The organism is Parvibaculum sp. (assembly GCF_002684405.1).
GTDB lineage: Bacteria > Pseudomonadota > Alphaproteobacteria > Parvibaculales > Parvibaculaceae > Parvibaculum.
Genome location: NZ_NYVD01000103.1, coordinates 13,008 through 37,059 on the forward strand (window position 1 = coordinate 13,008; position 24,052 = coordinate 37,059).

Annotated in this window: 24 protein-coding genes; 10 read left to right on the plus strand and 14 right to left on the minus strand. The window is 61.5% G+C overall.

Annotated features, from left to right (window positions below; genetic code table 11):
* Positions 1-5: 5 nt before the first annotated feature.
* On the minus strand, positions 6-773 hold the full coding sequence (locus tag CMI59_RS09220) for an SDR family NAD(P)-dependent oxidoreductase (protein ID WP_293327561.1): 768 nt from the start codon (positions 771-773) through the stop codon (positions 6-8).
* Positions 774-1,114: 341 nt separating this feature from the next.
* Here CMI59_RS09220 and CMI59_RS09225 point away from each other — a divergent pair, with 341 nt between their 5' ends.
* Complete coding sequence (locus CMI59_RS09225) at positions 1,115-2,527, plus strand: ATP-binding protein (protein ID WP_293327564.1); 1,413 nt, start codon at positions 1,115-1,117, stop codon at positions 2,525-2,527.
* Positions 2,528-2,554: 27 nt separating this feature from the next.
* On the opposite strand, the gene CMI59_RS09230 is transcribed toward CMI59_RS09225, so the two are convergent.
* Positions 2,555-5,842, minus strand: coding sequence for an efflux RND transporter permease subunit (locus CMI59_RS09230; protein WP_293327567.1), 3,288 nt, complete (start codon positions 5,840-5,842; stop codon positions 2,555-2,557).
* Complete coding sequence (locus CMI59_RS09235; protein ID WP_293327570.1) at positions 5,839-6,942, minus strand: efflux RND transporter periplasmic adaptor subunit; 1,104 nt, start codon at positions 6,940-6,942, stop codon at positions 5,839-5,841. Before CMI59_RS09235 ends, CMI59_RS09230 begins: the two co-directional genes overlap by 4 nt.
* Before the next feature lie 172 nt (positions 6,943-7,114).
* On the opposite strand from CMI59_RS09235, the gene CMI59_RS09240 reads away from it, so the two are divergent.
* On the plus strand, positions 7,115-7,318 hold the full coding sequence (locus CMI59_RS09240) for a DUF2892 domain-containing protein (protein ID WP_293327573.1): 204 nt from the start codon (positions 7,115-7,117) through the stop codon (positions 7,316-7,318).
* A gap of 105 nt (positions 7,319-7,423) precedes the next feature.
* The gene (locus CMI59_RS09245) at positions 7,424-8,710 is read left to right on the plus strand and encodes an FAD/NAD(P)-binding oxidoreductase (protein ID WP_293327576.1); all 1,287 of its coding nucleotides are present in this window, start codon (positions 7,424-7,426) and stop codon (positions 8,708-8,710) included.
* A 3-nt stretch (positions 8,711-8,713) separates the two neighbouring features.
* On the opposite strand, the gene CMI59_RS09250 is transcribed toward CMI59_RS09245, so the two are convergent.
* On the minus strand, positions 8,714-9,295 hold the full coding sequence (locus tag CMI59_RS09250) for a TetR family transcriptional regulator C-terminal domain-containing protein (protein ID WP_293327579.1): 582 nt from the start codon (positions 9,293-9,295) through the stop codon (positions 8,714-8,716).
* A 100-nt stretch (positions 9,296-9,395) separates the two neighbouring features.
* Here CMI59_RS09250 and CMI59_RS09255 point away from each other — a divergent pair, with 100 nt between their 5' ends.
* Together CMI59_RS09255 and CMI59_RS09260 are read left to right on the plus strand one after the other, a co-directional pair.
* Positions 9,396-10,313, plus strand: coding sequence for a sterol desaturase family protein (locus CMI59_RS09255; RefSeq protein ID WP_293327582.1), 918 nt, complete (start codon positions 9,396-9,398; stop codon positions 10,311-10,313).
* 59 nt (positions 10,314-10,372) lie between these two features.
* Positions 10,373-11,107, plus strand: a complete 735-nt coding sequence (locus CMI59_RS09260) for a hypothetical protein (RefSeq protein WP_293327585.1) — start codon at positions 10,373-10,375, stop codon at positions 11,105-11,107.
* 5 nt (positions 11,108-11,112) lie between these two features.
* Here the strand turns inward: CMI59_RS09260 and CMI59_RS09265 are convergent, their stop codons facing one another.
* Both CMI59_RS09265 and CMI59_RS09270 read right to left on the minus strand, forming a co-directional pair.
* The gene (locus CMI59_RS09265; RefSeq protein WP_293327588.1) at positions 11,113-11,349 is read right to left on the minus strand and encodes a SlyX family protein; all 237 of its coding nucleotides are present in this window, start codon (positions 11,347-11,349) and stop codon (positions 11,113-11,115) included.
* A complete protein-coding gene (locus CMI59_RS09270) occupies positions 11,280-11,618 on the minus strand; it encodes a GIY-YIG nuclease family protein (protein ID WP_293327589.1) in 339 nt (112 codons plus the stop codon). The genes CMI59_RS09265 and CMI59_RS09270 overlap by 70 nt, the downstream gene beginning before the upstream one ends.
* Before the next feature lie 115 nt (positions 11,619-11,733).
* Here CMI59_RS09270 and CMI59_RS09275 point away from each other — a divergent pair, with 115 nt between their 5' ends.
* The 3 genes from CMI59_RS09275 (at position 11,734) to CMI59_RS09285 (ending at position 15,607) form a co-directional block, all read left to right on the plus strand.
* Positions 11,734-13,335, plus strand: coding sequence for an ATP-binding protein (locus CMI59_RS09275; protein ID WP_293327590.1), 1,602 nt, complete (start codon positions 11,734-11,736; stop codon positions 13,333-13,335).
* A 224-nt stretch (positions 13,336-13,559) separates the two neighbouring features.
* Positions 13,560-14,831, plus strand: coding sequence for a cytochrome P450 (locus CMI59_RS09280; protein WP_293327593.1), 1,272 nt, complete (start codon positions 13,560-13,562; stop codon positions 14,829-14,831).
* 173 nt (positions 14,832-15,004) lie between these two features.
* Positions 15,005-15,607, plus strand: a complete 603-nt coding sequence (locus CMI59_RS09285; protein ID WP_293327596.1) for an exopolysaccharide biosynthesis protein — start codon at positions 15,005-15,007, stop codon at positions 15,605-15,607.
* On the opposite strand, the gene CMI59_RS09290 is transcribed toward CMI59_RS09285, so the two are convergent.
* A complete protein-coding gene (locus CMI59_RS09290) occupies positions 15,608-16,240 on the minus strand; it encodes a glutathione S-transferase (RefSeq protein WP_293327599.1) in 633 nt (210 codons plus the stop codon).
* 76 nt (positions 16,241-16,316) lie between these two features.
* Between CMI59_RS09290 and CMI59_RS09295 the strand changes: the two genes are divergently transcribed.
* Positions 16,317-16,667, plus strand: a complete 351-nt coding sequence (locus CMI59_RS09295) for a TraR/DksA C4-type zinc finger protein (RefSeq protein ID WP_293327602.1) — start codon at positions 16,317-16,319, stop codon at positions 16,665-16,667.
* A gap of 69 nt (positions 16,668-16,736) precedes the next feature.
* Positions 16,737-17,123, plus strand: coding sequence for a DUF302 domain-containing protein (locus CMI59_RS09300; RefSeq protein ID WP_293327604.1), 387 nt, complete (start codon positions 16,737-16,739; stop codon positions 17,121-17,123).
* Between the two features lie 6 nt (positions 17,124-17,129).
* Here the strand turns inward: CMI59_RS09300 and egtD are convergent, their stop codons facing one another.
* From egtD to CMI59_RS09335, 7 genes are all read right to left on the minus strand, one after another.
* Positions 17,130-18,107: an L-histidine N(alpha)-methyltransferase gene (egtD, locus tag CMI59_RS09305; protein ID WP_293327606.1), complete on the minus strand. Its 978-nt coding sequence runs from the start codon at positions 18,105-18,107 to the stop codon at positions 17,130-17,132.
* Between the two features lies 1 nt (position 18,108).
* Entirely contained in the window at positions 18,109-19,386 is a 1,278-nt protein-coding gene (gene egtB / locus CMI59_RS09310; protein WP_293327608.1) for an ergothioneine biosynthesis protein EgtB, read from the minus strand.
* A 327-nt stretch (positions 19,387-19,713) separates the two neighbouring features.
* Positions 19,714-19,950, minus strand: a complete 237-nt coding sequence (locus tag CMI59_RS09315; RefSeq protein ID WP_293327611.1) for an AMP nucleosidase — start codon at positions 19,948-19,950, stop codon at positions 19,714-19,716.
* Positions 19,951-20,068: 118 nt separating this feature from the next.
* Positions 20,069-21,091, minus strand: a complete 1,023-nt coding sequence (locus CMI59_RS09320; protein ID WP_293327614.1) for a nickel/cobalt transporter — start codon at positions 21,089-21,091, stop codon at positions 20,069-20,071.
* Positions 21,092-21,095: 4 nt separating this feature from the next.
* Complete coding sequence (locus tag CMI59_RS09325; RefSeq protein WP_293327616.1) at positions 21,096-21,716, minus strand: DUF1007 family protein; 621 nt, start codon at positions 21,714-21,716, stop codon at positions 21,096-21,098.
* Positions 21,717-21,835: 119 nt separating this feature from the next.
* The gene (locus CMI59_RS09330) at positions 21,836-22,975 is read right to left on the minus strand and encodes an acyl-CoA dehydrogenase family protein (RefSeq protein ID WP_293327618.1); all 1,140 of its coding nucleotides are present in this window, start codon (positions 22,973-22,975) and stop codon (positions 21,836-21,838) included.
* A gap of 51 nt (positions 22,976-23,026) precedes the next feature.
* Positions 23,027-24,052: acyl-CoA dehydrogenase family protein (locus CMI59_RS09335; RefSeq protein WP_293327621.1), on the minus strand; the 1,026-nt coding region annotated here is incomplete at its 5' end.

Sequence of the window (24,052 nt, forward strand, 5' to 3'; positions counted from 1 at the left end):
TGTCATCACGTCTTGAAGCCCTGCTTTGCCAGTTCCGACAATTCGCCGTTTTCGTCCAGCCAGCCGAGCGCGATCATCTCTTCCTTTTCGAGATGGCGCTGGAGTGGCGTGAAGATGCCGCCGGGATGTACCGAGAAGGCGAGTCCGCCGCTATCGCGCAGGCGGCGTGACAGCGCATTGGCAAAGAGCGCATTCGCGGTCTTGGCCTGCCCATAGGCCACCCATTTGTCATAGGGCGTCTTCTCGAACTGGATGTCGTCCCAGAGCACGTCGGAGCGCTTGTGCCCGGTGGAGGAGAGCGCCACGACGCGCAATCCCGGTGTGGCCGTGAGCAGCGGCCACAGCGCCCTGGCGAGCGCGAAATGTCCCATATGGTTCACGCCGAACTGTGCCTCCCAGCCCGGGCCGACGCGGGTTTCGGGGCAGGCCATGATGCCGGCATTGTTGATGAGAAAATCGAGCCGGGATGTGGCGTCGCTCACTTGCTTTGCAAAGCGGCGCACGGAGGCGATGTCGCCAAGATCCATCTCATGGGTGACGATGTCGCCCGCGATCCCGGCAAGGCTTTCCCGGGCCTTCTCCGGCGAGCGGACGGGCACGATGATCTTCGCGCCTTTTTTCGCCATGGCGCGCACCAGTTCCAGCCCGATACCGCTGTATCCGCCGGTGACGATGGCGGTCTTGCCCGTCAGCTCGGCACTGTCCAGCACCTCGTCGACCGTTGTCTTGCCGTCGAAGTCCGAACGGACCGGTTGTTGATCGCCTGTGCTCATGTCGTCCTCCCTGCTGCGGGCCGCTGCCTGCTGCCCGGCCGGGCGTGGCATTGGCGCATTTCTTTGGGCCCGCGTTCCTGAACCATACGCCGACCTCGGGGGCGTGTAACCGGCGCGGCACCGGTCTTTATCGTTTCTGAACGAATTTACGGAACGATAACACCGGTTTAGCGGCGGCATATATTTGCGATGGTCGAGACCGGAGCAGTTCTTCGTAACCCTAAATTTACTGCATCGGCCCGCTTGCCCGGATTCGTTAAAATTCGAACGATCCTGGTTATCCCGGCTTAAAGGGAGCCTCCTCATACTCCGGCATGGCCAGAGTGAAACGGGGCAGCTCTATGACAACTGACGAGGACGCCATTCTACGGCGTTATCTCCTAAGCTGGATCGAGTTCCAGGACCGTTTGTTTCTGCTCCGTTTCCCGTACTATCCGCTCCTTATCGGCTATGTCGGATGGGATGCCTGGGGCAATTTATCGGCCGCGCTGGCGTCGGGGCTGGTGCCGGCCATCATCGAACTCGCGGCGCGGGAATGGCGCAAGACGATCAAGCGCGAGATCGAGACGATCGATCTCGAAGTGCACCTGCGCGAACTCGCAATCTATGTTGGCGTCATCTACCTGATGCTTCTGCTGCCGCTGATCGCGGCGCTTTTTGCCCCCGGTTTCAAGCAGACATTTCTGGTGGCATGTCTTGCCGCCACGCAGATCGCGACCATGTGCGCCGATCCGCCTTTGCAGCCTAAACACGCAATTCTGGCCGCGTCGATCGCGCTGGTCGGTTTCGTGATCCCGCCTTTTGCCGCGCAGTATCATTGGGCGGGCATCGATTTCGTTTTCTTCGGTCTTCTTGTTGCCGGCGTGGTCTCGCTTTCCGTGTCGCAGATGAACATTCGCCACGATCTGTTCAGCAACATCATCGAAAACGAGAGACATGTCCGTGAGAAACAGCTTCTGGTGCATGAACTGTCGAAGGCAAAGGTGGAAGCGGAACGCGAGCGCGATCGCGCGGAGGAAGCCAACCGCGTCAAATCCTCCTTCCTTGCCATGATGAGCCATGAAATCCGGACGCCGATGAATGCGGTCGTCGGATTTTCGGACCTGCTGGCAAACGGGAGCGAGGATGAAAAGACGCGCGAATATGGAGGGTATATTCGCAGCGCCTCGCATAATCTGCTGTCGATCCTGGACGATGTGCTCGATTTTTCGAAGATGGAAGCCGACCGTATCGAGCTGGAGCGCGAGCGGCTGCGGCTCGACGACTTCATGGAAAGCATGAGCTTCTGGGCGCGCCGTGCCGGCGACAAGCAGGTCGAATTCGACAGCCATTACGAAACGCTGGACGGGCTCATCGTTCTCGGGGACGAGGGCCGGCTGCGCCAGATCCTTTCCAATCTCATTTCCAACGCCGTGAAGTTCACGCCGGAAGGCGGCCGCGTGTCGTTGAACGCTTTCATCGTGTCCTCCGACAGCAAGAAAGTGAAAATACGGTTTGAGGTGGCGGATACGGGGATCGGGTTTTCGGACGATGTCGCCCGCAAGCTTTTCCGGCCCTTCGTTCAGGCCAACAGCGCGGTGTCGAAGAATTTCGGCGGCACGGGACTTGGTCTCGCCATCTGCTCCAAGCTCGTCTCGCTGATGGATGGCGAAATCGGCGCCACGGGGCGCGAGGGCGAGGGGGCTCTCTTCTGGTTCGAGCTACCGTTCGAGCGCGCTGAATGCGGCGGCGCGCACGCGGTGGACGCTGCCTGAGGGTTATCCCTCAGGCAGCTGTTCCATTCATTCTTCCATTTTGCCGAAGCCCTTGCCGTCATCGCGCAGCCAGACATAGATGGCCGGGATGACGAGGATCGTCAGCGCGGTGGATGAGGCGAGGCCGAAGACCATCGAAATCGCCAGTCCCTGGAAGATCGGGTCGGTCATGATGAAGGCGGCGCCGATCATGGCCGCGCCCGCGGTAAGCACGATGGGCTTGAAGCGGATCGCACCTGCTTCCAGCAGGGCTTCGCGCAGCACCGAGCCCGCCGCCTGTCGATGGCGGATGAAATCCACCAGCAGGATCGAGTTTCGCACGATGATGCCTGCCAGTGCGATGAAGCCGATCATCGAGGTTGCGGTGAAAGCCGCATGGAAGAGCCAGTGGCCAAGCACGATGCCTATCAGCGTCAAAGGCACGGGCACGAGGATGACGAGCGGCAGCTTGAACGAGCCGAACTGGCCGACCACCAGCAGATAGATGCCGAGGATCGCCACCGCGAAGGCCGCGCCCATATCGCGGAAGGTGATGTAGGTCACTTCCCATTCGCCGTCCCAGAGCAGGGTGGTGGTGGATTCATCCAGCGGCTGCCCGTGGAACGAGATGGCGGGCGGGTCGTCCTTGCCCCAGTCCATCGCGTCGATCCGGTCCTCCACGGCGAACATGCCGTAGATGGGCGCTTCATATTCGCCGGCGACTTCCGCCATGACCATTTCGGCAAAGCGACCATTGTGGCGGAACAGCGGATAGGAGCCGCGCTCGGTCTTCAGGGTCACGACGTCGCCCAGCTCGACATTCTTGCCGGTGCGTGTGGTGCCGCCCGCGGGCAGCGGCGTGGAGAGGATGCGCTCTCCCATGAACTGTGCCGCTTTCGGCAATTGCAGCACGATCTCGTAAGGCTTGGCGCCATGGCCGCGCTGCGAGAAACCGATCTGCGTGCCGCCGACGATGGTGGCGATGGTGTCGTAGACCGCCTGCTGCTCGACGCCGTAAAACTCCAGCTTCTCCTGATCGATGATGAAGCGCAGGCGCGGACCGGGTTCATGGAAGGTCGTGTCGATGTCGCGCACGAAGGGCACTTCCCGGAAAGCGTTCAGGACCTTTCGGGCGGCATCGCGGCGCGCCTGCTCGGTGGGCCCATAGACCTCGGCGAGCAGCGTTGCCAGAACGGGCGGTCCGGGCGGCACTTCCACCACGCGGATATAGGTGCCCTTGGGGTGAGGGAGACTTGCCAGCCGCTGACGCACATCGAGTGCGATCTCATGGCTTTCGCGTGAGCGCTCGCCCTTGGGCAGCAGATTGACCTGCAAATCGCCCTGTTCGGGTCTGTTGCGCATGTAGTAGTGGCGCACCAGCCCGTTGAAGTTGAAGGGCGCTGCCGTGCCCGCATAGGCCTGAATGGAGGTGAGTTCCGGCAGGTCCTTCAGCTTGTCGGCGGCGGCATGAAGGAAACGGTCCGTCTCTTCCAGCGTGGAGCCTTCGGGCAGATCGACGACCACCTGCAGTTCCGACTTGTTGTCGAAGGGCAGGAGTTTCACCGTCACGCTCTTCGTTACGAAGAGCACACAGACGGCCGCCGTCAGCAGGCCGACAATGATCACGAAGCGTTTGGCCGTTTTCCGCTCGCGCAGCAATGGGCGTGAAATGCGCAGATAAAGTTTTTCCAACCTGCCGAGGTCGTGATGCGCTTCGACGTCAGCTGCCTCAGGCGCCTCATGCACATGTTCAAAGCGCTTGCCCGCGATCTTCAGCAAGAGCCATGGTGTGATGATCACCGCCACGAAGAAGGAGAAGATCATCGCCATGGAGGCGTTGGCCGGGATGGGGCTCATATAGGGGCCCATCATGCCGCTGACGAACATCATGGGCAGGAGTGCTGCGATGATGGTGAGCGTTGCGATGATGGTCGGATTGCCGACTTCGGCCACGGCTTCGATGGCCGACTGCACCAGCGTCTTCTGGCCCCGCATCTTCCAGTGGCGGATGATGTTCTCCACCACCACGATGGCGTCGTCCACAAGGATGCCGATGGAAAAGATGAGCGCGAAAAGGCTCACGCGGTTGATGGTGTAGCCCATCATCCATGATGCGAAGAGCGTGAGCAGGATAGTGGTCGGAATGATGACGAAGACCACCGCGCCCTCGCGCCAGCCGATCGCCAGCGTGATGAGGATCACGATGGAGACAGTGGCAAGCGCGAGGTGGAAGAGAAGCTCATTGGCCTTTTCCGTCGCCGTCTCGCCATAGTCGCGGGTGACATGCACTTCTACATCGCCGGGGATGAGGCGCGTTTGCAGCACGTCCAGCCGCTGCAACAGGTCATGCGCAACGGTCACGGCGTTGGCGCCCTTGCGTTTGGCAAAGGCGATGGTAACGGCGGGGCGGCTGGTCAGCTCCGTTTTGTCGTTTCCCGTCTCGCTGCTTTCCGTCTTGCCATCCTCTTGGGGCTTGGCCACCGTCAATTGCCAGGCGCGGTGATCGCTTTGGCTCGATCCCACCACGATATCGGCGACGTCTTTCACGTAGACGGGGCGTCCGTCGCGCGAAGTGAGCAGGAGATTGCCGATATCGGGCACACCCTGCAGGCTCTCGCCCGCGGTCACCTGGGTGGTGATGTCGAGCTGGGTAAAGGCGCCCGCATTCATGGTGCGGTTGGCGTTCTGCACCTTGTCCACGAGCTGGTTGAGCGTGATCCCGTAAAGCGAAAGCCGTTCGGGGTCGGGCTCGATGCGGATCTGGTTGGGGCTGCCGCCGACGATGTAGGTGAGGCCGACATTGTCGACCTTCATCAGCTCATGCTGCAGCTCGCGGGCAATCTGGTGCAGGCCGTTGTCGGTCCAGCGGTTCGCCGCGTCCGGTTTCGGCGTCAGGGTCAGCGTCACGATGGCGACGTCATTGATGCCGCGGCCGACGATGAACGGCTCGGGAATGCCCTTGGGAAGCCTGTCGATATTGGCGCGGATCTTTTCATGCACACGCAGCAGCGCCGTATCCTGATCGGTGCCGACGAGGAAACGCGCCGTCACCAGCACATTGTCGTCCTGGGTGGTGGAGTAGGTGTGCTCCACCCCGTTGATCCCCTTGACGATGTCTTCCAGCGGTTTGGTGATGAGTTCCACCGCGTCGCGGGCGCGATAGCCGTTGGTGGAGACCATGATGTCGATCATCGGCACGCTGATCTGCGGCTCCTCCTCGCGCGGCAGCGAGATGAGCGCAACGCTGCCCACCACCAGCGAGGCGATGAGCAGGAGTGGCGTCAGCGGCGACTGAATGAAAGTGCGTGTCAGCGTCCCGGAGATACCAAGCTTCATGAGCGCTCACCCGTCTCGTCATTAGCGGCGGAGAGCTGCGGCATCGTCACCTTGTCCCCGGCCTTCAGCCCGGCAAGGATTTCGATTTCCTTTTCGCCCGTTGCGCCGGTGGGGGCGGTGCCCGCGGGCTCGCCGACCTGCACCACGACTTCCGTACCGTCGGCCAGCGTGACATAGCTGACGCCGAAGCGGCGATAGACGAAACGCTCGGGCAGGATGAGCGCCTGACGCCTGCCGGTGGCGACCCAGACGCGGGTGCGTTCGCCGACGAAATAGTCACCAAGGTCTTTGACCGAGACGTCTGCGATCACGCGGCCATCCCGGATTTCAGGATAGACGAGTGTCACCTGGCCCTCGCGCACCTCTTTGCCCGGATCGGGGTCCATGCCGCGCGTGCCGACAAGGATGGTGTCGCCCGCCTTCAGGAAGCGCGCATGACGCTCGGGGAGTTGCAGGCGGAGAATGTAGTCGTCGACGGCGAGCGTGGCGACGGTTTCGCCAGCCATCACGACGCTGCCGCCTTGCAGCGGCACGGTCAGGATGCGGCCATCGCCGGGTGCGAGTACGGCGCCTTCCTCGCTTTGCTGATTCACGACTTCACGGTCGGAGCGGGCGGCCTCCAGATTGCGTTCGGCAACCCGCAGCGCGGTCCGTGCGTTGTCGAGATAGGCCTGCGCCACCGTGCCGGACTTGCGCAGCTTCGCGGCGCGCTGATAGTCGAGCTGCGCCTTGGTGAGTTCTGCCTTGCGTGCCTCCACGCGCTGCTCCAGCCCCTGCATCTGAAGGGCGAGCTTCTCATCCGTGACCAGAGCGATTTCATCGCCGGCCTTGACGAGGTCGCCTTCGCGCACGCTCAGGGATGCGATGGTGCCGGCGATCCGGGTCCGCGCCACCAGGTCGTGCTTGGGTTCCACCGTGGCGACGACCGCCTTGCGGTCGTCCAGCGTCACCTGGCGCACAATAGCCGTGTCCGCCGCGGCCGTATCCGATGCCGCATCCGCCGGGTTGGCGGGCAGGGCGGCTGCCGAGACGAGGGCAAGTGCGAACGCGGTCAGCATCAGGCCGAGGCGGGCGGGCCTGCGATGAGGGCGATTGGTCATGCGGTTTTCTCCCTGGGCGAATATCAGTTGACCAATATATAAGTAATAACTAAATTACAAGAGCCAGCCGCGAGTTCGGCGACGCGAAAGGCGACATTAATGACGTAGCTCAATGTCGCGTGTTTAGCGCTGGCATAGATCAAAAACAGCCGCTCAAACGGAGGGTTTGGATATGTCGCTCGATCGTGCTGTGATGGCCTTTGCCGGATTTATGGTTCTGCTCAGCCTCGCGCTGGCGCATTTCCACAGCGAATACTGGCTGCTTCTGACTGTCTTTGTCGGCCTCAATCTCATTCAAGCCTCTTTCACGGGGTTCTGTCCCGCCGCGCTGGTGCTGAAGCGGCTTGGGGTGCGTCCGGGCGTTGCCTTCTCCTGACGTCCGGCGAGGCGGCGGCGTCTCCCCCCTCGGACGCTGCCGCCTTTCTTATTCGTTCGATGAATTAACGAGCGGCGCTCAGCCGCCATTGCGGAGGAAATTTTCATGAGCCGGATCGTGGTACTCGGCGGCGGCATTGGCGGTATCGCCATGGCCTATGAGTTACGCAGCGTTGTCGGTCGCAAGGCCGATATTACAGTCGTTTCCAATACCGAATGGTTCCATTTCGTGCCGTCCAATCCATGGGTGTCGGTGGGCTGGCGCGAGGCGAAGGACATCAAGGTCCATCTGCCGGAAACGCTCGGCAAATATGGCATCAAGTTCAATGCCGCCGGCGCGACCAGGGTCGTCGCGTCTGAAAACAAGCTCGTCCTCGGCGACGGCAGCGACCTTGAGTATGACTATCTGGTGATCGCGACCGGTCCCGACCTTGCTTTCGACGAGATCGAAGGGCTCGGTCCCCAGGGGCATTCTTCGTCCATCTGCCATGTCGACCATGCGGAAGAGATGAACGAGAAATGGGACGCCTTTTGCGAGGATCCCGGCCCGATGGTGGTGGGTTCGGTGCAGGGCGCATCCTGTTTCGGTCCGGCCTATGAATTCGCGCTGATCGCCAATGCGGATCTGCGCAAGCGGAAGATCCGCGACAAGGTACCGCTGACTTTCGTCACCTCCGAGCCCTATATCGGGCATCTCGGTCTGGGTGGCGTCGGCGACACGAAATCGCAGCTGGAATCCCTGATGCGCGACCGCGACATCAAATGGATCACCAATGCGAAGGTGGAGCGCGTCACGCCGGAGGCCGTGGAAGTCGTCGAGGTCAATGACGACGGCACGGAGAAGAAGCGTCACACGCTGCCGAGCAAGCTCAACATGTTCATTCCCGGCTTCCGCGGCGTGAACTGCATGATGGACGAGACGGGCAAGGGCATCGAAGGCCTGTGCAATCCGCGCGGTTTCGTGCTGGTGGACGAGTATCAGCGCAATCCGACCTTCAAGAACGTCTATGCGGTGGGCGTGTGCGTCGCCATTCCGCCGGTCGAGCAGACGCCGGTACCGGTAGGCGTGCCCAAGACGGGCTACATGATCGAGTCCATGGTGGCCGCCGTAGGGCGTAACATCCAGCACCAGATCGAAGGTCGCGAGCCGACCGACCGGCCGACGCTCAATGCCGTCTGCCTGGCCGATTTCGGCGATAGCGGCGTGGCCTTCGTGGCGTTGCCGCAAATCCCGCCGCGTAACGTCAACTGGTCGGGCGAAGGCTATTGGGTGCATCTCGCCAAGGTCGGTTTCGAGAAATATTTCCTGCACAAGGTGCGTTCGGGCTCCGGCGAGCCGGGCTATGAGCGCGTCGTGCTGAAGGCGCTGGGTATCGAACGGCTGAAGAGCTGACGCTCAGTTTCGCTGGCTGAGGCGCGCGACACAGGCGGCGAGCGTGTCGCGGGCGCGCGCCCGGTTGGCCGGGGTGAAATTGACGGCGGCCTGAAGGCCGAGTCCGTCCGCGATGCCGGAAAGGATGTCGGCTTCGCGGGCAGCGTCCGTCCCGGGCGCCAGTGCCTCGATCAGCGGAACGAGCGATTTGCGCCAGAGTTGATGGCTTCGGTCGTTTTCGGCCGCAAGCTCCGGGTTGCTCGCCGCCGCGCTCCAGAAGGCGATCCAGACCTTCCATTCCCTGAGACGCTTCGCGTCGAGCGGCAGCGTCTCTTCCAGATGGAGCAGCAGTTTTTCGGCGGGGGGCAGGGTGCTCTTTGCCGCCTCTGCCATGCGTTCCCCGGCGGCATCGTAGACGGCTCTCAATGCCGCCAGCACCAGCTCTTCCCGGTTCTCGAAATAATGGGTGATGCGGCCCGTGGTGCAGCCGGCCGCCGCTGCCACCTTGCGCATGGTGAGCGCTTCCAGCCCCTCATCGGCGATGACCTGCCAGCTCGCTTCCACGAGTTCCCGGCGGCGCAGATCGTGATCTATCAGCTTCGGCATGGCGGCAGGTTAGGGCTTCCTCCTCTTACGCACAACAAATGTTTTGCAAAAAGAGTTCGCGTAACATATGTTTTGCAAAACAGGGATATGGAGGATCGTCATGCTGGAATTTCTGCAAGGACTGCTGGCAATCAGGGATGTGGACCAGCTCGGTTTTCTGCTGGCCTTTCTGGGCGCGGAGCTGCTTTTGACGCTGATAATGGGGCGGCCCTACTACAATGCCAGGGACAGTCTCTGCTCCGTGACGATGGGGTTGGCCTATGCGGCCAGCATCGCGCTGTCGGCGGGGATCATGCTGGCGATGCTGTTCTGGGTGCAGCAATTCGCCTTCGTCCAGATGGACTGGACGTCGAGCGCCGGGCTCATTCTGGCCGCTTATGTAATTGTCGATTTTCTGTTTTACGCCTATCACCGCGTCATTCATGAGGTGCGGTTGGGTTGGGCGGCGCATGTAAACCATCACTCCAGTCAGCATTTCAATGGCGGCACGGCACTCAGGAGTTCCTTCGTGGAAGCCTGGATAGAACCGTTCTTTCTGATCCCGGCGGTGCTCATCGGCATTCATCCGGTGATGGCGGTGGCGCTCGTCTCGCTCAACCATCTCTATCAGTACTGGATCCACACCCGCTTCATCGGCAAGCTCGGGCCGCTGGAATGGGTGTTCAACACGCCGTCGCATCATCGCGTGCATCATGCGAGCAATATCCAGTATTGCGATCGGAACTACGCGGGCACCCTCATCATCTGGGACAGGCTGTTCGGCACGTTCGAGCGCGAAGAAGAGGAGCCGGTCTTCGGCATCCGCCATCAGCTCGATACCTGGAATCCGATCAAGGCAACCTTTCACGAGTGGATCGCCATAGGCCGCGATCTTCTGCGTGCACGGTCTCTGCGCGAGGTCGGCGGCTATCTGTTCCAGCCGCCGGGCTGGTCTCCGGATGGTGCCGGGGAGACGACCCGGGTCATGCAGGAACGCTACAAGGCCGAAATGGCCACAAGTGAACGGGAAGCGGCCTAGCCCTACGCTGGCTGAAAAGTTGCTTCGTTCGGGGTGGATGCCCTTCGAATGGAAGCAGAATGTCCCAGACCGGTACATATGACGGCAGTTTTTCCCGGGCCCGCGGCTTTTCCGAGGCTCTCGGCCCGGGTTTCGATTTGCGCCTCCTGCGCAAAGGGCTCGTTGCCGCTTCCGCAACCGTCATTCTGCTCGGCATTTTCCGGGAATGGTTCGTTGCCCATTACGGCGTCGAGACCGTGTTTCAGGATATGCGGCATATCGCGCTCGACGCGGAGATGTGTCTCGGGGCCTGGTACAGTGCGACATTGATGGTTCTTGCCGCCGGATTGATGTCCGTCATCGCCAGGCTGAAGGCGCGTAGTGGGCGCGGCATGGTGGGATATTGGGTTGTGCTCGCCATCGTCTTTATCGGGCTTTCGCTCGATGAGGAGACGAGCGTCCATGAGCTCGCGATAGAACCGCTGCGCAACCAGTTTCATCTGACGGGCGTGTTCTATTTCGCCTGGGTTGTGCCGGGATTGATTCTGGTCTCTCTCTTCGCGCTGGTTTATGCGCGCTTCCTTCGAGCCTTGCCCCGTCCCTTTGGTCTTATGTTTTTCGTCTGCGGCGGTGTTTATGTGGCCGGCGCATTGGGGATGGAGATGGTTGCCGGGGTCATAGGGGAGCATGGCATCCGCTATGTCGTCTGCTTCATCATCGAAGAGGGCCTCGAGATTGCGGGCATGACGATGTTCGTGCTGACCCTGCTGTCCTATCTCCGACATCATTTCGACGGGCTGGCGGTGCGCTTCTAGCCCGTTCAATAATGTGGCGGCGGCGGCTCATGGCCGGCGGGCTTGCTGTTGTCGCGTTCGACCGATTCCATGCGTTCCTGGAGCAGGCCGAGCTTGCGTTTCAGCACATCGATTTCGTGCCACTGACGGATGATGGTTTCGTTCAGTTCCTCGACGGTCCGGTCCTGATGGCTCAGCCGGATTTCGAGGTTGGCGATGCGCGTTTCCGCGTCGGCCGGGATTTCTTTTCCGTTTCCGGACATGGGCTGCTTCCCTGGTAAGCGTTCTGGCGGGCGAGGTTTCTCTTGGCCTCGGGCGTGAGGCGTTTCACCGCATATTCGGCTCGCGAGGCTTCCGAGCGTGTTTCGTAGCGCTGCGTCATCAATATGCGCACCGGCCGGTAGGCGCGGGTGAACTTGGCGCCACGCCCTTCGCGATGCGCGCGGAAGCGGGCCTCCACATCCACGGTGATGCCTGTGTAGAGGCGGTCGCCGGTGCACTCAAGAAGATAGAGAAACCAGGGCTTTGTCATGTCGGCGACTATAGGCCGATGGCCCGATTCGGTGCGAGACAGGCAGAAAACCCATGCTTTACGTGGGGTTAACCCGGATCGGCTAGGGTTCGCGCCAGGGAAGGAGATTCAGTTGATGACACGGCGCACCACAAACATGTCGGTTGCCGAGCTGAATTCGCTTATCGCGGAAGCGGCAAGCGAATTGCCGGATGGATTCCTCATCTACGATTCCGATTATCGCGTTCTTTTTGCGACCGACCGGTCCAAAGAGGATTTCGCGCCGACAGTCGATGCTCTGGAGCGCGGTGCGACCTATCTGGACGCGACAATGGCGGGGGTGCGGTCGGTCTATCCCGATATCGACGACGACGACTGCCGGGCGCTGAGCGAAGAGATTGTGTCTACGCTCGAAAGCGGCAAGCCTGTGGAACTTCAGACATCCGGTGGCCGTATCGTGAAGGTCACCTATCGCGATCTGAAGGACGGGCGGCGTGTGGCGGTGGGCGCCGATGTCACCGAACTGCGCGAGCGCGAGCGGGAACTGCAGGCAGCGCGCAAGGCGGCGGAGGCCGCCAGCAAGGCGAAGACGACTTTCCTCGCCAATATCAGCCATGAAATCCGGACGCCGCTTAACGCCATGCTGGGCATGGCGCAGATACTCGGGTCGGCGAAGCTCGAAGACGAGCAGCGCGAACAGGTCGCTGCCATACTCGATTCCGGTCAGGTGCTGATGGCGATGCTGAACGATCTGCTCGACCTGTCGAAGATCGAGGCGGGACGTTTCGAGATCGCGCCGGTGGAAAAAGACATCAATGTCGTTATCCATCGCATGATGCGGATCTGGACCCCGCGCGCTCAGGAAAAGGGTATATCGCTGACCTCATCCATCGATGAGAATGTGCCGTTGCGGCTGATGTTCGATCCGATCCGCATCCGGCAATGCGTGTCCAACCTACTTTCCAATGCGATCAAATTCACCGGTAAGGGCGAGGTCGGCTTGCGGGTTTCCGCGCAGCCTCTGGAAGAAAGCGGTATGTGGCGGATTGCCATTGCCGTGAGCGATACCGGCATCGGCATGGATGAGGAGACGATCGGCCGCCTCTTCCAGCCCTTTTCACAGGCGGATGCGTCTATCGGCCAGACCTATGGAGGGACGGGGCTCGGGCTTGCGATCACCAGGCAGCTTGCCGAACTGATGGGCGGGGAGGTGACGGTTGTCAGCACACCGGGAAAAGGATCGCTCTTCACGCTGACATTGGTGGCGGAAGAAGTGGCCATGGCCGCGCATCCCGCCGAAGGGGAGGCGGGGAATGGAGAGCTTGCCACCGAAAACGGGTGGCGGGACGGGTTGCGTGTCCTCATCGCCGACGACCACCCCCTGAACAGGAAACTGGTGCGTCTGTTTCTGGAGCCCCACGGTGCCATCGTCACCGAGATTTCGGATGGCGATGAAGTGCTGGATGCTCTGCGCAAGGACGAGTTCGACATTGTGCTGCTCGACGCGCATATGCGCCGGGTGGACGGGATCGATGCGGTGCGCGAGATAAGGGCCGCCGGGGAAGTGTGGTCGGCCATCCCGACCGTCATTCTGACGGCGGATGCCATGACCGGCGACCGCGCGCGCTATATCAATGCAGGCGCCGATGGCTATGTGGCCAAGCCCATCGATCAGCGCGAACTCGCTGCGGAAATGAGCCGCGTGCTCTGGCCGGGCAAAATCCAGGCCGCCGACTGAGTTTCCTCTCTTTCACACAACCAACCGTGTACAGGGACTTGTCCTGCCGGACAGGGCGGGGGTGCGCTGCGGAAAGTGGCGGATTCTCGCCAATAATCAATTGCTGACACCGGCGTCATTTTCTTGTATATTTTGCGTATCTTGACTACACACTTGAATAGGCTAACGCAGCGGAGAACTGGCACGAAGCCAGCGGCGCAGCGTTCAGGCACCGGAGGAAACGAATGAGCGAAGCTGCCGTCGATATCAGCACGAGTTCGGCCAATGAAATTGCGCCGGGTATTCCCGATCCCTATTCGCTGCCGCTCGACAAGATCGACGTCTCGCAGGGCGAGCTTTTCCGGCAGGATGCGCACTGGAAATATTTCGAGCGCCTGCGCAAGGAAGACCCGGTGCATTTCTGCGCCGAGAGCGAGAACGGCCCCTATTGGTCGGTGACGAAATATCGCGACATCATGCATGTCGACACCCATCACCAGATCTTTTCGTCCGAAGGCAGCATCACCATTCGCGATCAGCTGGAAGACTTCGTCCTGCCGATGTTCATCGCGATGGACCCGCCCAAGCATGACGAGCAGCGCAAGGTTGTGAGCCCCATCGTGGCGCCGGACAATCTGGCGAAGATGGAAGGTCTGATCCGCGAGCGCGCGGGCAAGATTCTCGACGGGCTGCCGCACAATGAAGAATTCAACTGGGTCGACCGTGTGTCGATCGAACTGACGACGCAGATGCTCGCGACGCTGTTCGACTTCCCGTTCGAGGATCGCCGCAAGCTGACGCGCTGGTCCGACGTGGCGACGGCCGACCTCAATTCCGGCCTTGTGGAATCCGAAGAAGCCCGCCAGGCGGAGCTTCTGGAATGCGCTGAATATTTCATCGGGCTGTGGAACGAGCGCGTCAACTCCGAGCCGGGCAGCGATCTGATCTCCATGCTGGCGCACGGCGAGTCCACGCGGAACATGGACAAGATGGAGTATCTCGGCAATCTGATCCTGCTCATCGTAGGCGGCAACGACACGACCCGGAACTCCATCTCCGGCGGCGTGCTGGCGCTCAACCAGAACCCCGGCGAATACAAGAAGCTGCTGGAAAACCCGGAGCTGATCCCGAACATGGTTTCGGAAATCATCCGCTGGCAGACGCCGCTTGCCCATATGCGCCGTACCGCGCTTGAAGATACCGAGCTTGGCGGCAAGCAGATCAAGAAGGGCGACAAGGTCATCATGTGGTACGTCTCGGGCAACCGGGACGGCGAGGTCATCGACCGTCCGGACGAGTTCATCATCGACCGTCCGCGGGCGCGCCAGCACATGTCCTTCGGCTACGGCATCCACCGCTGCGTGGGCAACCGTCTGGCCGAGATGCAGCTTCGCATCATCTGGGAAGAGATCCTGAAGCGCTTCAAGAAGGTCGAAGTTGTGGGTGAGCCCAGGCGCATCCTGTCGAGCTTCGTGAAGGGGTATGAGACGCTTCCGGTGAAGGTCCACCCGCTTTGATCGTGGCTTTGGCCTGACATTACCGTAATGTCCCGAAACGGGTCGGCTATTGCCGGCCCGTTTTTCATGGTCTTTGGCGGGTTGGGGCAATCCTGCGGTGACGGGGCGCAATCAAACGTGTTAAACGCCTTGCTGACGTACCTTTAACGGGCGTCGGGTATAACGGCGCGGACATGAAAAAAAGACGCAGCGGAACGCTTCGGGGCCTGGCACAGGTCGGCACACGCAAGCGCCCGGACGAGAGCACATTCGGAGATATTCTTGCTTCGCTCGGCGATCGCAGCTTCGGCTGGGGCTTCGTCATGGGTGGGCTTTTGAACATGCTGCCGCTGCCGCCGGGGTCGAACCTGCTTTTAGGGCTTCCGCTCGTTTTCGTTTCCGTGCAGATGGCGCTGGGGCGCGAGATTCTCTGGCTGCCGGACTTCATCACCAACCGGTCGTTCGGCCGCAAGAAGTGGCGGGCCGGGGCACTCTATGTCCTGCCCATTGCGCGGGTGTTGTCGCGTATGACGCGACGGCGGGTGCTCTGGTTTTTCGAAGGCCCGGGCGAACGTATCGTCGGCGTACTCTACGTTATCACCGCCTTCAATCTATGCGTTCCGATCCCTTTCAGCGGATGGCTTCCGGCCGTGTGCTTCTTCATCGTGGGCGTAGGGCTGGTGGAACATGACGGGCTGATCGTGGCGGCGGGGACGTTGCTCTGCGTCGTTTCGCTTGCCGTCTCCGCCTCCATGATTCTCGCCATCTTCTTCGGCTTCCACCACTTCCTTATGTGATCAGCTCCGGGTCCCGAGCGCATAGGGGCCGCCGCGCTCGATTGCCCGGCGATAGGCGTCGCGGGCCTGCATGGCGGCGAGGTAGCGCTTCAGGTTTGGATAATTGTCGAGAAGCCCGTTCGCGTCGGCCGCCTCCAGCACGAAGGTGAGCTGAACGTCCGCGCCGGTGAGATCGTCGCCGACGAAATAGGCGCGGTCCTTGAGTGCGTTTTCCATATAGCTCAGATGATTGTCCATCTCCGAAAAGATGCGCGGCCAGAGCGGCTCGGCCGCCTCGCCCAGACGGCCCGCATAAAGCCCCATCAGGAAGGGCAGCATGGCGGAGCCTTCCGCGAAGTGCAGCCAGTGCTCGTAGTCGAGGAAGTCTTCGCTGTCGGGTGCCGGGCGGAAACGGCCATTGCCATGGGTCCGGACGAGATAGTCGATGATGGCGCCCGATTCCGCCACGGTGCGTTCGCCATCGGTGATGACGGGCGACTTGCCGAGCGGGTGCACGGCTTTGAGTTCCGGCGGTGCAAGCTGCGTTTCGCTGTCACGCTGGTAAAGCGCGATGTCGTAGTCGAGGCCGAGCTCTTCCAGCAGCCAGAGAATGCGCTGGGAGCGGGAATTGTTGAGATGGTGCAGCGTGATCATGGCGTGTCCTTTGTTGCTGGCCGCATGTTGGCGCAGACGGGGTGCGGGGGACAAACGAATATGCGAGACTTCACGAATGAGTGATCGCGCCATGACAGACGAGGAGCTGGCGGCCTTGCGGGCGCAGCTTGCGGCAAAGCTCGAGACCTTGCGCACGAGCAGCGAGACCTCGGCCGACGACCGCAAGCCGGTCGCGCTCGACCAGCAATCGGTGGGGCGCCTGTCTCGCATGGATGCGATGCAGATGCAGGCCATGGCTCAGGCGTCCGAACAGCGCCGCAAACAGGAAGTCATGCGTATCGAATCCGCCATCAGGCGGATCGATGAAGGCGAGTACGGATATTGCGTGACCTGCGGCGATGAGATTTCGGAGAAACGGCTGAAGGCCGACCCGACCATTCCGACCTGCATCAATTGTGCGAAGTAACCGGCGTCTTCCAAATTCAGTCACATTCCCGGTTTTATATCAGGAATACCTAAATCAAGGAGTGAGGCCATGTCCTACTATCACAGCCGGATCGTCGATGCCTCTGTCGACGAGGCGGAAGCGCGGATCAAGCAGAGCCTTGCCGCTCAGGGGTTCGGCGTTCTGACCGAAGTGGATGTCGCGGCGACGATGAAGAAGAAGCTCGGCAAGGAGATGGGCGATTATCGCATTCTGGGCGCCTGCAATCCTGTGATGGCATTCGAGGCGCTGTCGCTCGAAGACAAGATCGGCACCATGCTGCCCTGCAATGTGATCGTGCGCGCAGCCGGCGACGGCAAGTCGGAGATCGCCGCCATTGATCCGGTTGTTTCCATGTCCGGTGTCGGCAACGACCAGCTTGCCTCGGTGGCGGGCAAAGTCCGCGAGATGCTCAACAAGGCGGTAGACGAGGCGTGAGGCCGGTCAGACCGCGCGAAGGGCGTGGACGCTGAAATAGTTCCGTTCGTCTGTCCATACGCGCTCGGGTTCATAGCCCGCTTCGCGTGCCAGCGCGCGGAAGCCCTTGATGCGGTATTTGTGAGAGCTTTCGGTATGGATGGTTTCGCCCTTGCGGAAGGCGAAGCGGTTTTCGCCGATGGTGACCGTCTGATCCGTCTTCGAGACGAGATGCATCTCGATGCGCTCCAGCTCGGGGTTCCAGCGCGCATCGTGCTCGAATGCTGCGAGGTCGAAATCGGCGTCCAGTTCGCGATTGATCCGCTTCAGGAAATTCAGGTTGAACGCAGCCGTCACGCCCTTTGTGTCGTTGTAGGCGGCGCGCAATGTGTCGATGTCCTTCACCAGATCGATCCCGATGATCATCGTGGCGTCGCGGCCGAGCAGGCGGCGTGTCAGCGCCAGGAACTTCACCGCTTCGTCGCGGGTGAAATTGCCGATGGTCGAGCCGGGGAAGAAGCCTGCGATATTGGCAGGCGTTTCGCTTTCCAGGTCGGGCAGGGTGAAGGGCTGCGTGTAGTCTGCGCAGACAGGGGCGATACGCAGCGCCGGAAAATCGCTGGCGAGGTTCGCAGAGGCCGCCAGCAAATGCTCGCGTGAAATTTCCACGGGCATATAGGCGACCGGGTCGGTCAGGGCGGAAAGCAGCAGGCGGATCTTGATGCCTGCGCCGGACCCGAACTCGACGATCTGGGCCCGCGGACCGATGACGCTTGCGATGTCGGGCGCATGACTCTCGAGAATGCCGATCTCGGTGCGGGTCGGATAATATTCCGGGAGCTCGCAAATATCGTCGAAGAGATGCGAGCCTTCCTCGTCATAGAGAAACTTGCAGTGCAGGTGTTTTTGCGGCGCGTTCAATCCCTCGACAACGCTGCCGAGGAAATCGTCGCGCGCGGGTTCCATATCCTGAAGGGTTTCCAGGAGCGGGGCGGTCGAGTTCATGTCAGTTATCCTCGGCGAGCCTGAAGCCGCTGAACTGCCAGCGGGCTGAGGCCGGAAAGAAATTGCGATAGGAAATACGTTGATGGCCGGGCGGCGTGGCGCAGGAGCGTCCGCGCAGCACCATCTGGTTGACCATGAACTTGCCGTTATATTCGCCGACAGCGCCCTTGGCGGGCTTGAAGCCGGGATAGGGAAGGTAGGCGCTTTCCGTCCATTCCCACACATCCTGGGTAAAGCCCGGCGCCAGCGGGCGCGGATGGATGCCGGCCTGCGGGGCAAGCTCGTCTTTTTCGCCATGCAGGCGCGCCGCGACTTCCCGCTCCATTTCGGTGGGCAGCCGTTTTTCCGCCCATGCGGCAAAGGCGTTGGCTTCGTAATAGCTCACATGGGTGACGGGTTCGCATTCGCGCACGGGCTGGAGGCCGTACAGCGTGTAGGTCATCCAGAGATTGCCGTCGCGGTGCCAGTAGAGCGGGGCCTGCCAGCCTTCGGCCTGCACGGTCGTCCAGCCGTCGGACAGCCAGAATTCGGGCCGCTCGTAGCCGCCATCGGCGATGAAGTCGAGATATTCGCCGGTGCTGACCGGGCGCGAGGCGATGCGCATGTCCTGCAACAGGGTCTCGTGGGCGGGGGTCTCGTTGTCATAGGCAAAGCCATCGCCCTCATGGCCGATCCGGTAGATGCCGCCTTCGATTTCGAACCAGTTGAGTTTGGGAGCAGCCTTTTCCACGCGCTCGGCGTTGCTGTCGGATGCGTAGACCGGAAAGGTCGGATTTTCCGCAAAGGCGTGCTTGATGTCGGTGACGATCAGTTCCTGATGCTGCTCTTCATGATTGAGGCCGAGCTCGATCAGGGGGTGGAGGGCGCTGTCGCATGTGGCGATGAAAGCCTGCATCGCGGCGTCCACATGGGCGCGATAGGCGGCGATCTCGGCGATCCCGGGGCGTGTGATCATGCCGCGGCGCGGGCGCGCATGCCGTTCGCCGACGGCTTCGTAATAGGAGTTGAAGAGGAAGTTGTAGTCGGGATCGAAAACCTCATAGCCCGGCGCATGGGGCACCAGCAGAAAGGTTTCGAAGAACCATGTCGTGTGCGCCCTGTGCCATTTGGCCGGGCTCGCATCGGTCATGGACTGGATGGTCTGGTCCTCGGCGGAGAGGGGCGCGGTCAGCTCTTCGGTGCGCTGCCGGACACGGGCATAGGCATGCCCCAGGGCGCTGGCGGTTTCCCGTTTGTTATGCGCAGCGGCGTCGTCGCCGAGCGTTGCCGTTTCGGACATCTGGGCTCCTCTTTGTCTGCCCGTCGTCTTTGCGTTTCCTGCTCGCGCGTGACATCACGCTGCGTGAGCGACTTGACCATAGACTCGCGTTGCCCGCCCCCGCTGTCAAATTCGCGTGAGAGGCACTCGCGTTCCCATTCGTCTCCACATAGTGCGGTGAGCCCCGATTACCAGAGCGGGATCAAGCCTCTCCCGCCGATATCGCTGAAAATGCGCAGAAATGCGTCTGCCTGTTGCCAGCGTTGTGTCAGGAGCCGGACGCAATAGCAAAACGCGCCGCCCGGGGTGGGGCAGCGCGTCGGCCATTCTGTCGCGAATCGCCGTGTCTCAGCTTTCGACGTTCTTTCGCACAAATGTCACAGCGTAGAACAGCTCGCCCTCGAACAGATCCTTGGGCGCTTCCATGCCCTCGATCATCTGGAACTTGCGCTGAACGATCTGGCCTTCCATCCGGTAGCCCTTCTCGCTCATGTTGCGGCGGTGAAATTCCATAGCCGCAGGCGTGAAGTCGCGGGCGAGAACGGTAATACGTTCGGGCAGGTCGGTCTTGGTGTCGTCAGCCATAGTTCTCTCTTGCTCATTCGGTCTACCGGCGGGGGCGCCGTCTCAGGCGGCGCTCGTTTGGGCGCAGTATGGGGCGGGGGGACGCGGATGTCGATAGGCCCGCGCCCTTGTCCCAACGTCAGATGAAGGGGGTCGCCGGTTGGGTCAGAAGGGCGGCGAGGAGGAGGAATCCGAAGGCGAGGATGATCGTTCCACCTAGCAGCATGAGCGCGACCTCCAGATAGCGGGTCCAGCGATTGTCCATGCCGGAGGCGAAGCGCAGGGCAACGCCGCGCGAGGAGACCGCCGCTACGGCAAGCGAGGAAACGGTGATAGCGGTGCCGAGCGACATGGTGAAGGCAGACAGCGCGCCTGCCAGGAAGGCGCTCTGGGTGAGGGCGAAAAGAAGCACCAGAATGGCGCCCGAACAGGGGCGCAGGCCGACCGCGAGGATCATGCCCGCCATTTCCGCGAGGGATTCCGTCTTTCTGAGATCGGCGGGGGCGGGCATATGGGCGTGGCCGCAAGCCTCGCCTTCATGGCTATGGTCATGATGATGCTCGTGATCGTGGGAATGGGCATGGTGGTGCCCCTTGCCGCGCAGGCGGGAGAGGCCGCGCCAGATGACCCAGAGGCCCATCCCTATGATCAGAACGAAACTTGCCCCCTCGACATAGGGAATCGCATTGGCCGTCGCGCGCATGGTGAAGCCCAGTATCAGGGCAAGCACGCCGACCAGCACGATCGCCGTCACCGCCTGCATGAAAGCGGCGAGAAAGGCGAGCAGGACACCGCGTCTCACATCGCGCTCATCGGCGAGGAGGTAGGAGGTGACGACCACCTTGCCATGGCCCGGCCCCACGGCATGGAAGATGCCGTAGAAGAAGGAGAGGGTGACGAGTGTCCATGTGGCGGCGGCGGAGCCCTGCAGCTTGAAGTTACGCAGCGCGCCCGCGAGCTTGCGGTAATAGACCTGCTGCTGTGCAATGGCCCAGCTTGTGACCCTGCCGAACCAGTCGCCGGTGCCGCTTTTGGCGGGTGCGGCCGATTGCGAGGGCGCGCCGGGCGGTGCCTGGAAGGGGCTCTCTGCCGATGCGGGGGTGGCGTGCCCGACAGCGAAAAGGACCGACAGTACAAACAGGGCGATGGCGAGGTGACGCATTGCTTTAGCCCTTTTTACAGGCGAGCGTTGCCGTCGAGGCGAAATGGGCGCCAAAGCCCTGGCCGACGGTTGCGTTGTTCCCGGTGAAGGCGGCTTCGGGCAGGTTCAGCCAGACATTTTCGACATCGGGCGTCACCACCGAAATCTTGCAGTCCCTATGCGGTCCATTGAGGAATTCGATGCCGCGCCCTTTTTCGGGATAGTCGATGGAGATGTAATAACTCGGATCGTAGATGCGGAACTGAACAGGTGCCGCGTGAGGTGTTTTCAGCGGCAGGGTGAAGGTGAGCGTCAGCCGGCCCTGTTTTTCATTCCAGCTCGATTCCGGGTCTTTTGCGGCCGCCAAAGCGAGCTTCTTTCCGTTCGCCGTTATCTCGGTAAAGAAGTCCACTTCCTTCAGATTGGTCAGATTGACCTGGGCCAGTTCGTCCAGAACCTTTTGCGGATAGTGGCCGTTCTCATCCTTCTTGATGCCGTCCAGCGCGAAGGCGGAATAGAATTCGTCGAAGGTCCAGTGGATGCGAAGCGCTTCCAGTTGCCGGTCGGCATTCGTGACGATGCCGACTTTCATGTCGATCCAGACATGGGGATGCGCGGCAGCGGGCGTTGCAGCCCAGAATACCATCGCCGGAACCGCCCAAAGGGCCCAAAACCACCTGCCAAAACGCATCTGCCGCCACCTCCAGTGCCTTAAGAAGCCCGGAGAATGGCGGCAGGTCAAGTTACAGCGTGAGCCTGCGGCGATCAGAAGCCGTCAAGCGTGGCGTAGCGGTCGCGGTGGAAATTGGCGTCGCCCAGAGTGGCGGCCGCCACGCGGGCCCGCTTCATGAAGAGGCCGACATCGAACTGGTCGGTCATGCCCATGCCGCCATGCATCTGCAGGCCTTCATTGGTCATGACGCGGGCCGTGTCCGACAACCGCGCTTTGGCGAGGCTGGCGATCTGCGGCACGTCGTTGCGGCGTTCCTCCACCGCGGTCAGCGCATCGAGAACGACCGAGCGGCAGATTTCGAGCTCGGCGAAAAGATGCGAGATGCGATGCTGCAGCGCCTGGAAGGAGCCGATCGGCACACCGAACTGCTTGCGCTCCTTCAGATATTCGACCGTCGTGTCGAAGACCTGCTGCACCAGGCCCATCATTTCGGCGGACAGGCCGATACGGCCAATGTCGAGCACCTGTTCGAGCACGTCATAGCCGCCATCCGGCGACCCGAGCACGGCGCTTTCGGAGACTTCCACATTGTCGAACTCGATATTCGCCGCGTTGCGGTTGTCCACCATATGGGTGCGGGTGATCTTGACGCCCGGCGCGTTCCGGTCGACGAGGAACAGGGTGATGCCTGCGCTATCGTTTTCCTTTCCACTGGTGCGTGCCGCGACGATGAGCTGGTCGGCGACATGGCCGTCCAGCACGAATGTCTTGCTGCCCGAGATCGCATAGCTGTCGCCGCGTGCTTCGGCTTTGGTGGCGATGCGGGTGGGGTTGTGATGCGGTCCTTCCTCCAGCGCCAGCGCCATGATGCGGTCGCCCGCGGCGATGGCGGTGAGGAGTTCCTGCCGCTGATTGGCGCTGCCGGCGAGCTGTATCGCGCTGCCGCAGAGGAGCACGGTCGAAACGAGCGGGGTTGCCGCCAGCACACGGCCTGCCTGTTCCAGCACGAGGCCGAGGCCCACGGGCCCGAATTCGGTGCCGCCGTATTTTTCGGAAATCATGATGCCGGCAAAGCCGAGATCGGCCATTTCCTTCCAGATCGCGCGGTCGAAGCCTGTGTCATCCTTCTCGTCGCGCAGCTTGCGCAGGTTCTGGATGCCGACGCGCTCCTGAAAGAACTGAGTTGCCGTGTCGCGGAGCAGTTGCTGCTCCTCGGTGAGTACCAATGCCATTTGTTATCGTCCTCGGGACTGAATTTTCTGATTTTTGAGGAAAGCCGAATGTCAGCTCGGCAGTCCGAGCACGCGCTTGGACACGACGTTGAGCTGTACTTCGGAAGTACCGCCCTCAATCGAATTGCCCTTGGACCGCAGCCAGCTTCGCGTCACGCCGAGTTCCTCCGGGGTGAAGCCTTCTCCCTCCCAGCCGAGACCTTGCGTGCCGAGAAGTTCCAGCAGCAGCTCATAGCGGCGCTTGTTCAGTTCCGTGCCGTAATATTTGAAGATCGAGGAAGCAGCGCCGGGTCCGTGACCGGCCTTTGCCTCTTCCACGGAGCGCTGCAGGGTGAGCGAGAACGCGCGGCCGTCCATCTTCTGCTGGGCGATATGCTCGCGCAGAGCCGGGCTTGCCACCTTGCCGTCGACTTCGCCGTAATATTCCTTGGCCACCTGATCGAGGCCGCCCAGTCCGCCGCCGGCCAGCGAGCCGCCAAGGCCCATGCCGGAAATCATTTCGCGTTCGTGCTGGAGCAGGCGCTTGGCGATGGTCCAGCCCTTGTTGAGTTCGCCCACCAGATGGTCCTTGGGCACCTTCACATCGGTGAAGAAGGTCTCGCAGAAGGGCGAGGCGCCGGAGATCATGGTGATGGGACGTGCTTCCACGCCTTCGCTCGCCATGTCGATCAGCAGGAAGGAAATGCCTTCATGCTTCTTGGAGCTGTCCGTGCGGACGAGAGCGAAAATCCAGTCGGCCTTGTCGGCATAGGAGGTCCAGATCTTCTGGCCGTTGACGAGGTAGTGGTCGCCCTTGTCTTCGCATTTGGTCTGGAGGCCGGCGAGGTCGGAGCCCGCGCCCGGCTCGGAGTAGCCCTGGCACCAGCGGATTTCGCCGCGCACGATGGGCGGCAGGTACTTCTTCTTCTGCTCTTCATTCGCGAATTCGAGCAGCGCCGGGCCAAGCATCCAGATGCCGAAGCTCATCAGCGCCGGGCGCGCCTTGATGCGGCGAAGTTCCTGCTGGAGAATCTTGTTCTCGTCCTTGGAGAGGCCGCCACCGCCATATTCCTTGGGCCAGGTCGGCGCGGTCCAGCC

What these genes read in the sequence shown, in the direction of transcription:
- CMI59_RS09220 (WP_293327561.1), bottom strand. Translation starts at nt 773, where the DNA reads ATGAGCACAGGCGATCAACAACCGGTCCGTTCGGACTTCGACGGCAAG.
- CMI59_RS09300 (WP_293327604.1), top strand. Translation starts at nt 16,737, where the DNA reads ATGTCCTACTATCACAGCCGGATCGTCGATGCCTCTGTCGACGAGGCG.
- CMI59_RS09235 (WP_293327570.1), bottom strand. Translation starts at nt 6,942, where the DNA reads ATGACCAATCGCCCTCATCGCAGGCCCGCCCGCCTCGGCCTGATGCTG.
- egtD (WP_293327606.1), bottom strand. Translation starts at nt 18,107, where the DNA reads ATGAACTCGACCGCCCCGCTCCTGGAAACCCTTCAGGATATGGAACCC.
- CMI59_RS09245 (WP_293327576.1), top strand. Translation starts at nt 7,424, where the DNA reads ATGAGCCGGATCGTGGTACTCGGCGGCGGCATTGGCGGTATCGCCATG.
- CMI59_RS09250 (WP_293327579.1), bottom strand. Translation starts at nt 9,295, where the DNA reads ATGCCGAAGCTGATAGATCACGATCTGCGCCGCCGGGAACTCGTGGAA.
- CMI59_RS09280 (WP_293327593.1), top strand. Translation starts at nt 13,560, where the DNA reads ATGAGCGAAGCTGCCGTCGATATCAGCACGAGTTCGGCCAATGAAATT.
- CMI59_RS09325 (WP_293327616.1), bottom strand. Translation starts at nt 21,716, where the DNA reads ATGGTATTCTGGGCTGCAACGCCCGCTGCCGCGCATCCCCATGTCTGG.
- CMI59_RS09240 (WP_293327573.1), top strand. Translation starts at nt 7,115, where the DNA reads ATGTCGCTCGATCGTGCTGTGATGGCCTTTGCCGGATTTATGGTTCTG.
- CMI59_RS09255 (WP_293327582.1), top strand. Translation starts at nt 9,396, where the DNA reads ATGCTGGAATTTCTGCAAGGACTGCTGGCAATCAGGGATGTGGACCAG.
- egtB (WP_293327608.1), bottom strand. Translation starts at nt 19,386, where the DNA reads ATGTCCGAAACGGCAACGCTCGGCGACGACGCCGCTGCGCATAACAAA.
- CMI59_RS09315 (WP_293327611.1), bottom strand. Translation starts at nt 19,950, where the DNA reads ATGGCTGACGACACCAAGACCGACCTGCCCGAACGTATTACCGTTCTC.
- CMI59_RS09270 (WP_293327589.1), bottom strand. Translation starts at nt 11,618, where the DNA reads ATGACAAAGCCCTGGTTTCTCTATCTTCTTGAGTGCACCGGCGACCGC.
- CMI59_RS09330 (WP_293327618.1), bottom strand. Translation starts at nt 22,975, where the DNA reads ATGGCATTGGTACTCACCGAGGAGCAGCAACTGCTCCGCGACACGGCA.
- CMI59_RS09275 (WP_293327590.1), top strand. Translation starts at nt 11,734, where the DNA reads ATGACACGGCGCACCACAAACATGTCGGTTGCCGAGCTGAATTCGCTT.
- CMI59_RS09285 (WP_293327596.1), top strand. Translation starts at nt 15,005, where the DNA reads ATGAAAAAAAGACGCAGCGGAACGCTTCGGGGCCTGGCACAGGTCGGC.
- CMI59_RS09230 (WP_293327567.1), bottom strand. Translation starts at nt 5,842, where the DNA reads ATGAAGCTTGGTATCTCCGGGACGCTGACACGCACTTTCATTCAGTCG.
- CMI59_RS09265 (WP_293327588.1), bottom strand. Translation starts at nt 11,349, where the DNA reads ATGTCCGGAAACGGAAAAGAAATCCCGGCCGACGCGGAAACGCGCATC.
- CMI59_RS09320 (WP_293327614.1), bottom strand. Translation starts at nt 21,091, where the DNA reads ATGCGTCACCTCGCCATCGCCCTGTTTGTACTGTCGGTCCTTTTCGCT.
- CMI59_RS09260 (WP_293327585.1), top strand. Translation starts at nt 10,373, where the DNA reads ATGTCCCAGACCGGTACATATGACGGCAGTTTTTCCCGGGCCCGCGGC.
- CMI59_RS09225 (WP_293327564.1), top strand. Translation starts at nt 1,115, where the DNA reads ATGACAACTGACGAGGACGCCATTCTACGGCGTTATCTCCTAAGCTGG.
- CMI59_RS09290 (WP_293327599.1), bottom strand. Translation starts at nt 16,240, where the DNA reads ATGATCACGCTGCACCATCTCAACAATTCCCGCTCCCAGCGCATTCTC.
- CMI59_RS09295 (WP_293327602.1), top strand. Translation starts at nt 16,317, where the DNA reads ATGAGTGATCGCGCCATGACAGACGAGGAGCTGGCGGCCTTGCGGGCG.